Origin of the sequence: Corynebacterium callunae DSM 20147, assembly GCF_000344785.1 — a bacterium.
GTDB classification, from domain to species: Bacteria; Actinomycetota; Actinomycetes; order Mycobacteriales; family Mycobacteriaceae; genus Corynebacterium; species Corynebacterium callunae.
In genome coordinates, this window is record NC_020506.1 from 2,424,124 (window position 1) to 2,437,492 (window position 13,369).

General features: G+C 53.6%; 10 protein-coding genes. 1 reads left to right on the plus strand and 9 read right to left on the minus strand.

Annotation, left to right across the window (positions count from 1 at the left end; translation table 11 throughout):
* Positions 1-64 precede the first annotated feature (64 nt).
* On the minus strand, positions 65-2,848 hold the full coding sequence (locus H924_RS11375; RefSeq protein ID WP_015652101.1) for an ATP-dependent Clp protease ATP-binding subunit: 2,784 nt from the start codon (positions 2,846-2,848) through the stop codon (positions 65-67).
* 288 nt (positions 2,849-3,136) lie between these two features.
* On the opposite strand from H924_RS11375, the gene H924_RS11380 reads away from it, so the two are divergent.
* The gene (locus tag H924_RS11380; RefSeq protein ID WP_015652102.1) at positions 3,137-4,570 is read left to right on the plus strand and encodes a GuaB1 family IMP dehydrogenase-related protein; all 1,434 of its coding nucleotides are present in this window, start codon (positions 3,137-3,139) and stop codon (positions 4,568-4,570) included.
* Between the two features lie 110 nt (positions 4,571-4,680).
* Here H924_RS11380 and H924_RS11385 read toward each other — a convergent pair whose 3' ends face one another.
* The 8 genes from H924_RS11385 to H924_RS11420 all read right to left on the minus strand — a co-directional run bounded on the left by H924_RS11385 (position 4,681) and on the right by H924_RS11420 (position 13,367).
* Positions 4,681-6,132: an MDR family MFS transporter gene (locus H924_RS11385; protein WP_015652103.1), complete on the minus strand. Its 1,452-nt coding sequence runs from the start codon at positions 6,130-6,132 to the stop codon at positions 4,681-4,683.
* Positions 6,133-6,173: 41 nt separating this feature from the next.
* Entirely contained in the window at positions 6,174-7,709 is a 1,536-nt protein-coding gene (locus tag H924_RS11390; protein ID WP_042392742.1) for an MDR family MFS transporter, read from the minus strand.
* A gap of 141 nt (positions 7,710-7,850) precedes the next feature.
* The gene (locus H924_RS11395; RefSeq protein ID WP_015652105.1) at positions 7,851-8,771 is read right to left on the minus strand and encodes a DUF559 domain-containing protein; all 921 of its coding nucleotides are present in this window, start codon (positions 8,769-8,771) and stop codon (positions 7,851-7,853) included.
* A gap of 189 nt (positions 8,772-8,960) precedes the next feature.
* Positions 8,961-10,547 carry a lysine--tRNA ligase gene (lysS, locus tag H924_RS11400; RefSeq protein ID WP_015652106.1) on the minus strand — a complete coding sequence of 529 codons (1,587 nt, stop codon included), beginning with the start codon at positions 10,545-10,547 and terminating at the stop codon, positions 8,961-8,963.
* A gap of 40 nt (positions 10,548-10,587) precedes the next feature.
* On the minus strand, positions 10,588-11,406 hold the full coding sequence (locus H924_RS11405; protein ID WP_015652107.1) for a pantoate--beta-alanine ligase: 819 nt from the start codon (positions 11,404-11,406) through the stop codon (positions 10,588-10,590).
* On the minus strand, positions 11,403-12,104 hold the full coding sequence (locus tag H924_RS11410) for a 6PGD fold domain-containing protein (protein ID WP_015652108.1): 702 nt from the start codon (positions 12,102-12,104) through the stop codon (positions 11,403-11,405). Before H924_RS11410 ends, H924_RS11405 begins: the two co-directional genes overlap by 4 nt.
* Positions 12,104-12,889, minus strand: a complete 786-nt coding sequence (locus tag H924_RS11415) for a DUF6779 domain-containing protein (protein WP_015652109.1) — start codon at positions 12,887-12,889, stop codon at positions 12,104-12,106. The genes H924_RS11410 and H924_RS11415 overlap by 1 nt, the downstream gene beginning before the upstream one ends.
* 10 nt (positions 12,890-12,899) lie before the next feature.
* Positions 12,900-13,367, minus strand: coding sequence for a DUF3180 domain-containing protein (locus tag H924_RS11420; RefSeq protein WP_015652110.1), 468 nt, complete (start codon positions 13,365-13,367; stop codon positions 12,900-12,902).
* Positions 13,368-13,369: the final 2 nt, after the last annotated feature.

The following is a 13,369-nucleotide window of genomic DNA, read 5'->3' on the forward strand; positions in this document are numbered from 1 at the left end:
GTGGGGATAAACAAAGAACTGCCCCACACCATGGTAAGTGTGGGGCAGTTCGTCGAGAAGCGCTTTACTGCTCGCGCTGTGGCGCTGCGCCACCGGACTGACCGTCGGTGCCGTAGAAATCATTGGATCCACGGTCGATATCAGTGCCCTGCTCAGCATCAGCATCGAGCTTTTCAAGCTGATCGATGTCAATGCCATCCAGGGAATCAGTCTCTGGAACGTCGCCGTCGGCTGCAGAATCTACATCTTTAATAGCTTCTGCTGCTTCCACGGAGATCTCCGAGAACTTACCCTCTGGCAGTGGCTTTGGGCGAGGGGTGAAGGTGAACTTGGCCTTGTCCGTATCCTTGGACTCGCCATCCCAGCCTTCAACATCCACGCTGACGATCTCGCCGGCACCGATTTCACCAAAGAGGATCTTCTCAGACATCTGGTCCTCGATCTCCCGCTGAATGGTACGACGCAATGGACGTGCACCCAGTACTGGATCAAAGCCACGAGTTGCCAGCAAAGCCTTAGCCTTATCGGAAAGCTCGATGCTCATATCCTTGTCAGCAAGAGCCTTGGAGACACGGCCGATAAGCAGATCCACCATCTGAATGATCTGATCCTTGGTGAGCTGGTGGAAGACCACGATCTCATCAATACGGTTCAGGAACTCAGGGCGGAAGTGCTTCTTTAGCTCATCGTTGACCTTGTTCTTCATGCGGTCATACTGTGCTTCCGTATCGGTAGCGGTAGAACCGGAGAAGCCCAAGCCCACAGCCTTGGAGATATCAGAGGTACCCAGGTTGGAGGTGAAGATAAGAACAGTATTCTTGAAGTCCACTACGCGACCCTGGCCGTCGGTCAGACGTCCATCTTCTAGCACCTGCAGCAAGGTGTTGTAGATCTCCTTGTGAGCCTTCTCGATTTCGTCGAAAAGCACCACAGAGAATGGCTTGCGGCGAACCTTCTCAGTCAGCTGGCCACCTTCTTCATAGCCAACGTATCCCGGAGGGGCACCGAAGAGTCGAGACGCGGTGAAGCGGTCGTGGAACTCGCCCATGTCGATCTGGATGAGGGCATCATCGTCACCGAAGAGGAAGCCAGCCAAAGCCTTGGACAGCTCCGTCTTACCAACACCGGAAGGACCAGCGAAGATGAAGGAACCGGAAGGACGCTTAGGATCCTTCAGGCCTGCACGGGTACGACGGATTGCACGAGCCACTGCCTTAACTGCATCATTTTGACCGATGATGCGCTTGTGCAGCTCCTCTTCCATGTTGAGCAGGCGGGAGGACTCAGCCTCGGTGAGCTTGAAGACAGGAATACCGGTCCAGTTGGCCAGAACTTCTGCGATCTGCTCTTCGCCGACTTCTGCGATCTCTTCAAGATCACCAGAACGCCATTGCTTTTCCTTCTCAGCGCGCTCTTCGCCTAGCTTGCGCTCCTTATCGCGCAGGCCAGCTGCCTTTTCGAAGTCCTGAGCATCAATTGCTGCTTCCTTCTCACGACGGACATCAGCAATGCGCTCATCAACTTCGCGCAGAGACTCAGGAGCAGTCATACGCTTAATGCGCATGCGTGCACCTGCTTCATCGATAAGGTCAACGGCCTTATCTGGCAAGAAGCGGTCATTAATATAACGATCAGCAAGCTGAGCTGCAGCAGCCAGCGCGCCATCGGTAATGGAGACACGGTGGTGTGCCTCATAACGATCGCGCAGACCCTTAAGGATCTCAATGGTCAGCTCAACAGAAGGCTCAGGAACCTGAACTGGCTGGAAACGACGCTCAAGGGCCGCATCCTTTTCGATGTGCTTACGGTACTCATCAAGAGTGGTAGCACCGATGGTCTGCAGCTCACCACGAGCCAGCTTTGGCTTCAGCAAAGAAGCGGCGTCAATTGCACCCTCAGCTGCACCAGCACCAACCAAGGTGTGGATCTCATCGATAAAGAGGATGATGTCACCGCGCTGGTTGATCTCCTTAAGAACCTTCTTCAGGCGCTCTTCGAAGTCACCACGGTAACGGGAACCTGCAACCAAAGAACCGAGGTCTAGAGAATAAACCTGCTTGTCCTTCAAGGTCTCAGGAACCTTGCCATTAACGATATCTAATGCCAGACCCTCAACAACGGCGGTCTTACCAACGCCAGGCTCACCAATAAGCACTGGGTTGTTCTTGGTACGACGGGAGAGCACCTGCATAATGCGCTCAATTTCCTTATCGCGACCAACAACTGGATCCAGCTTGCCATCCTTGGCAGCCTGGGTCAGGTTACGACCAAACTGATCCAACACTAGTGAAGTAGAGCGCTCGCCCACACCACCGGAGGTAGGACGACCACCAGGAGCAGCACCTGCACCAACGGCATCTCCAGCACCTGGAGCGCTCTGGCCGGCCTCAGGGGAACCACCCTGACCGCCTTCATAACCGGAAAGCAACTGAATAACCTGCTGGCGTACGCGAGGCAGATCAGCACCAAGCTTGACCAAAACCTGAGCAGCGACGCCCTCGCCCTCACGAATCAGGCCGAGCAAAAGGAACTCAGTACCGATGTACTTGTGTCCCATCTGCAGACCTTCGCGGAGGCTGAGCTCCAAAACCTTCTTAGCGCGGGGAGTAAAAGGAATATGACCAGTGGTTGGCTGAGTGCCGTGTCCAATGATCTCTTCAACTTCTTGCCTAACAGCGTCCAGGGAAATACCCATGGACTCCAAAGCCTTAGCGGCTACACCCTCACCCTCGTGGATGAGGCCGAGCAGAATGTGCTCGGTGCCAATGTAATTGTGGTTGAGCATGCGCGCCTCTTCTTGCGCGAGCACAATCACGCGGCGTGCACGATCGGTAAACCTCTCGAACATGTCTCTCCCCTTAATCCTTAATTTCTAAATTCGCTTTCACCTACTCTAACGCCACACAAGTACAAAGCTTCCCTAGTTTTTGCAGCGGCTTTAAGTTAGAGGCTGGAATTATGTACATTCCTGCAGCTTAAACATCATTTTTGGGGCCTTAAACCCCCTGTACGCCTGTAGCGAACACGGCGTTTGGGCGTCGAAAAGCGGTTTTTAAGGGCGCTTTGGAGTACCCTGGTCGCGTTCGTGGGTGTGCTCAAAAAGGTGCGCTCATTTTCGAATGGATTGGATTAACCTATGCGTTTTCTCAATGATTCACCAGCTCCCTATGAGCTGACCTATTCCGACGTTTTTATGGTGCCTTCGCGTTCCGACGTCGGCTCGCGCATGTCTGTAAACCTGCGCACCAATGACGGCACCGGAACCACAATCCCGCTGGTTGTGGCCAATATGACCGCTGTGGCCGGACGCCGTATGGCAGAAACTATCGCGCGACGCGGTGGCATTGCCATCCTCCCCCAGGATGTGCCTGCTGAGATCGCTGCAGAGACTATCGCCAATGTGAAAAAGGCTGATCTGGTTTTTGATACCCCAATTACCGTCAAGCCACACCACACTGTGGGATACACCCGGAATCTGCTGCACAAGCGCGCACACGGTGCTGCCATTGTGCTTGAAGGCGATAAGCCAGTTGGCCTGGTTACCGATAAAGACCTCGAGGGTGCAGATAACTTTACCCAGGTAGGAACCCTGATGAGCACCTCCCTGCTCACCTTGCCTGATGATATTTCCCCCGAAGAGGCCTTCGGAATTTTGCATGATGCCAGCCGTAAGCTCGCCCCTGTAGTGGCAGCCGATGGCACCCTGCGCGGCATTCTTACCCGCGCTGGAGCACTGCGCGCCACCATGTACACCCCAGCAGTTGATGCACAGGGTCGTCTGCGTGTGGGCGCTGCAATCGGCATTAATGGTGACATTGAAGGCCGCACCAAGACGCTGCTCGACGCCGGTGCCGATGTGCTCGTTGTTGATACTGCGCACGGCCACCAAAGCACCATGATTGAAGCTCTAAAGCGCATTCGTGCCATGGGTGTTGACGTGCCAATCGTCGCCGGAAATGTGGTCACCGCTGCTGGTGTGCGTGACCTAGTGGAAGCCGGTGCTGACATCATCAAGGTCGGCGTGGGACCAGGCGCAATGTGTACTACCCGAATGCAAACCGGTGTGGGCCGCCCACAGTTCTCCGCAGTGTTGGAATGTGCTGCCGAAGCCCGCAAACTGGGCGCCCATGTCTGGGCCGACGGCGGTGTCCGCGATCCGCGCGATGTTGCCTTGGCACTAGCTGCCGGCGCTTCCAATGTGATGGTCGGATCTTGGTTCTCCGGAACTTATGAATCCCCTGGTGACCTGCGCTTCGAATCCGATGGACGCATGTACAAAGAGTCCTTTGGTATGGCTTCACGTCGCGCTGTGGAAAACCGCAATCAGAAGGTCGAGGCCTTTGAAAAGGCTCGTCGCGCCATGTTTGAAGAGGGCATTTCCACCGCTCGCATTTACATTGATAAGCGCCATGGCGGTGTGGAAGACCTGGTAGACAAGATCATCTCAGGTGTGCGTTCTTCCTTCACCTACGCCGGTGCAGATTCCATTGATACCTTCTTTGAGCGTGCCACCGTTGGCGTGCAGTCCACTGAAGGTTATGCCGAGGGCAAGCCACGTTCTTCTAGGTAATTTGCCACAACATAACTAAAGGGAGGTTGGACATTTGTCCAACCTCCCTTTGTGCTGAGAAAACCGCACATTGCATCAGTTTTGCGTCGAAAAGCAGCTTTTAAAAGCTTTTAAGCAGCGTGCTCTTCTACCTCAATGCGGGTAACAAAGAGCGAGGTTACCAAGGAAATCAGGGCGATAATTGCGGCTGCAATAAACGCCACGCGGGTACCGGCTGCAACAGCATCAGCTTGCGCGGTGCCACCCTGAACCGCGAGGGCGGTGCCAAAGGAAAGAGCGGCAATCATAATGGCGGTACCAGCGGCACCAGCCAATTGCTGCAGGGTATTCATGATGGCAGAGCCGTGACCATAGAGGTTCTTGGGCAGTGCGCCCAAGGCAGTGGTCATCAGCGGGGTCATCATCAAACACATGCCGATGGAGAAAAGCACATGCAGTGCCACAACCATCCACACTGGAGTTTGGCCATTAAGGAAGGTCAGCGCGGCAGCGGCGACAACAAGCGCTACGGCACCTGGAATCAACAGCGGACGGGGACCAACCTTGTCATAAAAACGACCGATGAAGGGAGAAATTAAGCCCTGCATCAAACCACCTGGCATCACTACCAGGCCAGTGACCAGCGCAGATACTCCCAGGGAATTCTGCAGGTAAATCGGCAGCACCATAACGGTTCCGAGCATCGCGCCAAAGGCCAAAAGAATGGAAGCCAAGGAGAAGGAGAAGTTGCGAATCTTGAAAGGCCGCAGATCCATCAAAGCGCGGTTTTGTTTGCCCAGCTGGATTTGACGCCATCCAAAAACCAGCAGTGCCACAACGCCGACTAGCAGCGCGATGATGCCAGTAGTGCCCTCGCCCTCCAGGATTGCGCCGATGGAGCTGAGTCCATAAACCAAGCCACCAAAGGCAAAAACAGAAAGGACCACTGAAAGAATATCCAGCGGAGTAATCTTGGTTTCGCCAATGTTTTTAATAAAGAAGAAACCGATAATTAGTGCAGCTGCAACAATGGGCACCATGACCCAAAACAGCCAGTGCCAGGTCAAAGAGTTAAGAATAAAGCCTGACAGTGTTGGTCCAAGTGCTGGTGCCACGGAAATCACGATGGAAATAATGCCCATCATGGAGCCGCGTCGCTCAGCTGGGACCACAGTCAAAGTTACTGTCATCAGCAGTGGCATAACCAGCGCCGTTCCCACCGCTTGAATAATGCGGGCAATAAGAAGGACTGCAAAAGTTGGCGCTAAGGCTGCTGTAATCGTTCCTACCAGGAAGAACAGCAGCGCAGTAACAAAGATCATCTTGGTGCTGAAACGATCCAGCAGATAACCGGTGGTTGGAATAACCACTGCCATGGTGAGCATAAAACCAGTGGTTAACCACTGTGCGGTGGTTTCAGGAACCGCAAAATCTTCCATAATCGATGGCAGCGCCACTGAAAGAATAGTCTCATTGAGGATCATGATCATCGCGGAGACAACAAGAATAGCTAGGACAACAACGACCTCCCGCGGCAGCTTTGTGGGCTGCGGGGAGGTCTGATTATTAATTTGGGATTCCATTTAAGGGAAACAAGCCTTTCGGCAAATAAAGTATGGGAAAACTAGATAATCGTGCCACAGCTTGCTCCCCTTGGCAATAAATACCGCGCTTTTCGACGAAAAGACGATGCCTGATGTGGTGCTTCCTGCTCAACCACTTTCGTACGCTGAGGTGCCTGGATAAATAGCGCAGCAACCAGCGCAATAGCAGCCAAAATGCCACCGGCAATAAATGATGCACTAGTACCATCCGCTTGGGCTGCAGCCATCGACGTGGCAGATGAATTCTTCGCACCAATGGTCATCGCTGCAATGAGGATCGCTGTTCCGGCGGCGCCACCCAGCTGCTGCAAGGTATTCACGATTGCCGATCCATGTCCATAAAGATGCTTGGGCAATACGGAGAGGGAAAGAGTCATCATTGGAGTCATCACCAGGGCCATGCCAATGCCAAAGAGCACGTACATTGCGATAACAGTCCACACTGTGGTGTTTTCACTCAGGCCAAAATGCATCCAGATTTGGGAAGCCAAGAGAATGAGGGCACCGGGAATAACCAATGGCCGTGGGCCTACTGAGTCATAAATTCGGCCAATGAATGGTGAAACCAAACCCTGAATAAGTCCACCTGGCAACAAAGCCAAACCAGTAACAAGAGCCGTGATGAGCAATGCAGACTGCATATAAAGCGGCAGCACAATTACGGTACCGAGCATGGTTGCGAAAGCCAGCGAAAGCACAGTGACAGACAAGGTGAAGTTCAAGACACCGAATGGAGCCATCTCCAGCAGTGCTTTGCCACTACGGCTGAGCACAATCTGACGACGCACAAACACTGCCAAGAACACAGCACCTGCAATGAGCGCTACAACTGGGATCCAGGATTCACCAGTTACAAGCTGTCCGATAGTGGAAAGCCCATAAACCAATCCACCAAAGGCAAGCGCAGACAAAACTACAGAAAGGATGTCAAAGCCAATCTTCACGGGCTCTGCAATATCCACGATCAAGAAGAAGCCGGCAATCAAACAAACCAAAGCGATTGGAACCATCAACCAAAACAGCCAATGCCAGGTCAAAGAGTTAAGAATTAAACCTGACAAAGTAGGACCCACTGCTGGTGCCACCGACATCACGATGGAGTTAATGCCCATCATCATTCCGCGGCGTTCAGGCTCAACCAAAGTGAGAGTGACTGTCATAAGCAAAGGCAACACGATGGCAGTACCAATCGCCTGAATAACTCGTCCCAACAGAATACACACAAAAGCTGGAGCTACCGCTGCGATAACCGTACCCGCGATAAAGAGCACCAAAGCTGCGAGGAAAAGGGTGCGAGTGCCGAAGCGCTGCAGTAAGAAGCCAGTCGTTGGAATAACAATGGCCATGACCAGCATAAAACCAGTGGTTAGCCATTGCACGACATCAGCGCCAACGCTGAAATCCTCCATAATTGCCGGGAGTGCCACGGAAAGAATTGTTTCATTAAGAATCATGATCATCGCTGATACAACAAATACTGCGATGACAAGATTGACCCGTTTTGTACTCATCCGGGGTTGTTGATCACGCTTTGTGGAGGACGTCGCTACTGACATTCACGCACCTTTTCTATGCCGATTTTTAAATTGCCGAAGCTTGCATGTTAATCCCCCTGCGCAGTGCTTCATAAGCTGGGACTACCCCGTTAGTAACCCGTTTGTGACGATCTTCTACCCACCCATAAAACCTCGCTGACCTCACATTCTGCTCTCTAAATGCTGTCGTAGCAGGCGAATAAACTCACTCTCCCCTGTTCTTTCTTCCAATTGTTTCGGCGTAATCCGCAAAACGATATAGCCCAAGTTGCTCAAGTATTTCTCCCGTTCTCGCTCTGCGATAATCACCTCTTCAGTGCGCGCAGCAGAATTGCGTTGGTACTTCACTCGCCCATCAATTTCCACAATGATCTTGTTATTTATGAGGATGTCCACCAGATAGAACGTCCCGATCTCTGGCCGATCAAATGGCGCTTGTAGAAGCAGTCGTTTGATTTCCGGAATCCTTGCCTTCTGAATCAGCAATCGAGCCTTAGTCTCCTGCGCGCTATCAGAACAATGCACCGAAAGAGCAATAGCGCTTTTTAACACCTTCAGCCCAGCCCGCCCCCGAAACGGATTGGCTTCTTCCAAAAGACGCTCTTTGGTTAATTCTGGCCATCTACGCCGCGCCGAATCAATGACCACCACCGCCGCATCAAGGCCGTCATAACGTGCAATATCCAGGAAAGTGCAGATCAACGAGGTAATACGCATCCCTTGAAAGGTCTCAATATCGCTCTCTCGCAAATACCCGCTCCGGTAGACAACACCTTTTTTCCACTTCTTTCTAGACGAAGGGACCTTGGCTCCGGGTAAATAGCACACAACGTGCGATTCAATTTCCAAAACTTGTAATCCACGCAGTCTGGCCGCTGCTTGACCAGAAATAACTGCCACATCAACTGTCATTCCAACAGCACATGCTCTGGCAGCAGCTTTATCCCAAGGGGGTAGGTTTTGATAAGTTTCGGCATCAATAACCACTTCTGCGGTGAGGTAGTGGACATTTCCTTGTGGCTGATCTTTAAGGGCGAGATGTCTCAGGCCAATGAGTCCGAATTTCTGTTTCCAATCTTCCATGAGTGAGACTCTTGAGGAAACTACCTCACTCTGCAAGTGTGCTACCGCTCAGATTGTGGATAACTCTCGCCGTTTAGGATCTATCCACAAAATCCTTCGGATTCAGGACCTCGGAAGGACGCAAAAAACCTCGGATTCAGCACTCCTTCCGAGTTATTGAATCCGAGGTCTGCGCTCGCTGGCGAGGGACTACTTCTGCTCTGGCTTCACCATTGGGAAAAGAACAGTCTCACGAATGCCCAAGCCGGTCAAGGCCATAAGCAGACGGTCGATACCCATGCCGTTGCCGGAGGTAGGTGGCATGCCCTGTTCCATGGCGGAGAGGAAGTCCTCATCCAAAACCATGGCTTCTTCATCGCCACCGGCGGCCAGGCGAGCCTGATCTTCAAAGCGCTCGCGCTGGATAACTGGGTCAACAAGCTCGGAGTAGCCAGTTGCCAATTCGAAGCCACGGACGTAGAGGTCCCACTTCTCGGTGACGCCTGGCTTGCTGCGGTGCTGACGGGTCAAAGGACTGGTCTCAACTGGGAAGTCCTTGACAAAGATGGGGCCATAAAGCTGATCTTCGCAGAGGTGCTCCCAGATTTCCTCGACAAGTTTGCCGTGGCCCCAGCCGCCCTTTTCAGGCACGGAAAGACCAATTACTGCGGCGATTGCCTTGAGCTCTTCGACGGTGCTGTCGATGGTAACCTCTGGCTGACCTGGGAATTTGCGAGCCAAGGCCTCGTTGAGGGAAGGATACATCTCAATAACCTTCCACTCGCCACCCAAGTCATATTCAGTGCCATCGGCCAGGGTGACCAAGGTGGTGCCAAAAACTTCCTGAGCGACGGACTGGATAAGACCCTTGATCAGGGCAGCACCGGTTTCATAGGTGCCCCAAGCTTGGTAGGTCTCCAGCATGGCGAATTCTGGGGAGTGGGAGGAGTCAACACCCTCGTTGCGGAAGTTGCGGTTAACTTCAAAAACGCGCTCGATGCCACCAACTACACAACGCTTGAGGTAAAGCTCAGGCGCAATGCGCAGGTAGAGGTCAATATCGAGGGCATTGGAGTGGGTTTCAAAAGGACGGGCTGCGGCGCCACCATGCAAGGTCTGCAGCATAGGGGTCTCAACCTCAAGGAAGTCCTGGTCCTCCAGGTAACGGCGCAGGGCGCGCATAACCTTAACGCGGGTCAGGGCATTTTTGCGGGCCTGTTCGCGCATGATGAGGTCGGTGTAGCGGTGACGCACACGGGTGTCTTCGCTCATATCGGCAAAGGCAACCGGCAAAGGACGCAAGGACTTGGATGCCATCTGCCAAGAATCAGCCATGACGCTGAGCTCGCCACGCTTGGAGGAAATCACCTTGCCGCGGACACTGACGATATCGCCCATGTCTACGTCCGCTTTCCAGGACTTGAGGGATTCTTCACCAACAGCAGCCAAGGAAAGCATGGCCTGCACGGTGGTGCCGTTTCCTTCTTGGAGGGCGGCGAAGCAGAGCTTACCGGTGTTGCGGATGAACATAACGCGGCCAGCAACGGCTACTTCGACGTCGGTTTCTTCGCCAACTTCGAGGTAGGTTACGCCATCAATACGCTGTTCAACGGGGTTGTCTTCGGTGACAACAACAAACTTTTCGCGCAGTTCCGTGATGGAGATGGTGCGATCTACCTCAACCGGGTAGGCATCCAATCCACTGTCCAGAATGCGCTCGCGCTTTTCGCGACGAATTCGCAGCTGCTCGGGCAAATCGGCGGAATTGTTTTTGGAAGTGGAATTGGATTCAGTCACGTTTGTTAAGGGTAGTCGATAGCAGGTGCAACTGCGTAAATTAGCCCTGGGCAGCTTCGATATTTTTAAAGCCAATGCCCAAAGGCAAGCCCACATTATCGGAAATTTGCACGTCTCCAAGGGTCAGAGCAGCAAAAAGGCGGGCATCACCAAGCGCTGGAGGCTCGCCGAGATCAAGGCCACGGAGTTCCACATAGTCGGCAGTTAGGCCAGCTGCACCCAATACCGATTCCACAGTTTCAACCACCACGGCAGCACCATGTTCGGCAGCATGGGCGCCGGCGGTCAAAGCGGCGGACAAAGCCACTGCGGAGTCCCTAAATTCCACCGGAATCAAAGCATTGCGCAGGGAAATTGCCAGGCCATCCGGCATGCGGACAGTAGGTACGCTGTGCAGCTTCACCGGCAGAAAAAGGTCATTAAGGGCACGTTGGACTGCCACAACTAGCTCATAATCCTTCTCTCCCAAGAACACATCGGTGGCGCCGGTGAGGGAAATCATTGCAAGTACTCGGCTAACTTCCGCACCCAAGCCAACAGTTATGCCAAGAGTTGTCCCACCATTTACTTCAACCCGCAGTCCATTAGGCCAGAGTGTGTCGGAAGAATACGTGAAGATCGCGTCGATAAGCTCTTGTTCGAGACGCTCATGATCGGCCTCCGGGCCTGCGTAGGAAACCACAACCACCGCACCGGGGATGCGCTTAGCAGCCCTGGTCATGGCAATATGCCCTGCGTGCAGGCCTAATCCGAGGGGGACCAACACCACAGGTTTGCCGGTTTTGCGCAGCGCGCGGCCAAACATCCGGATTCCTTCAACGGAATCATAAACTCGGCCTTGGCCATGCTGAAAGCTCATTGGTCCTCTTTCTGAATTGCCCACAGCTCAATGTCTTGGGCGCGCGAAATTTCTGCCTGTCGGCGTGCCAAATCCCGAAACAGCCGGCGCCGCCCGAGATTGTCAATGGAATCATACTGCTGGCTAAGCTCGCCAAGTTGCGGGAGTTGCTGTAAACCGCCAAAAGTGGAGCTGACCAGGTCCGCAGCGGTGTCATAATCCTGCAAAAATTCATCCAAATAATTGGTCGCATCGGTGCGCAAGGTATTAATAAAGCCCACATAAGTCAGTGCGGCAGCCAATTGCTGGCGCTTGGATTCAGGAATTTCCACAATGGAACCGCCCAGCTCCCCCACCAGCAAACCTACGATGGTTTCACCAAGTTCATCCAGCGCAGTTGCCACCCAGCGGTCCTCGCCCAGCGGGTGCGCAGCCATCACAATTGCGCCCTCGGTCTCCAGCGGATCCATGATTTGAATGCCGTGCGCGAGCGAGGTGTGCAAAAACATTTGACCCGAGCGTGCAAAAAGAGAGAGCTTTTCGACGACACCTGCCAGGTGGTCATCGCTCACGGAAATCACAATCAACTCATAATTGTTGATTTCGCTGAATTCCGAAACCGGGGCCACATGATGGCCGACCCCGGCGAGCAGCTCTCCCATTCGCACGCGATCTTGTCCATCAGCAATAAGTGCAATGTTAAGTCGCGGTGCCCGCACTAGTTCTTTTCCTGCTTTCGTGCTGAAGCCAGCAAATCTGCCACGCTCAAGCCTCCTTGACGCTCATCCCGACGACGCCTTCCGCCACCTTCATCAGCAACGGCATGGCGGGAGCGACGACGAGGTTCAGCCTCCTGCTTTGGCTCCTCAGCTACATCAATGTCAACCACCTCGCGTGGGGTTTCCACTGGCTGAGACACCACAGGGCTGGCTACTGGTTCTGGAATTGGATCTGGTTCCATCTGCTCAACTGGCTCCGGCACAATTGGATCTGGAATCTTGGCTGCAGTTTGGCGCAGCTGCTCAGATTCCAATTCCAAAATGCGGCGGGCTTCAGCATGCAGCATGGTGGGCTCATAGCCCCATTCGCGGCCAGATAGCTCGGAGAGTTGGGTGCGCAGTTCCTCTAGTTGAGTCTTGATTTGCTGCAGGGTTTCATTTTCCTGTTGGCGCAGCTTCTCAGAATCAGCTACCTGTGACTGCAATTGTGCAGCACGCTGTTCGCTTTCCAGGCGGGAAAGTTCCGTCAGATGGGCTTGTTCCAATGCCTCGGATTCCCGAACAGTGGCTTCTGCAACCTTGCGGTATCGATAAACCATGAAAAATCCAATGATCGCCGCCCACAGAGCAGCGAGGAGCGCAATCTTCATCGCGCCCTCGCTATCTGCAAGGAGCATAATCACGCTGGCGATCAACGCGAGTCCAATGAGGACTGCCAGCAGGATCTGTCCACGGTCAACAGAATTGCCGTCGCCGGAATCCTCGTGTGACAGTTCGTGAGTCATGGGTTCCAATCTAGCCGATCGTTTCCCCAGATTGGGGAGGCGGTGCCTGGCAGCTGCGTTCTAGATAAAGTCCAGCCACTGCCAAAGCGATTCCGCCCAGCGCAGAGGCCAAAACTCCGGGCAAATCCGCAGCTGCTGCACTTAGTTCTCCGACACGCGGAATGACAAAACTTGCAATGCCCACATAAATTCCGCCGACAATTGCCCCACCCCAGGCACAAGCTCGGCCCAGCATGGCCAAATAAGCGATGGTCAGCGGATTCATTTGAGAGGAATCCTGCCCCACCAAACCTTCACCAATCCTGCCCTGCACCCGTACTGCGGCCAGGCCACAGATAATGGCCAAAATCCACAAGGTGATGGACACAGTGGCTGGAATGGTGGACATTGCCCCATAAAAACGCCAGGTCAAAATAGCTGCCACGGCGGCAAAGAAACCGCCAGTGGCGATGAGCCAACCTATGGACGTTTTTTGCATGA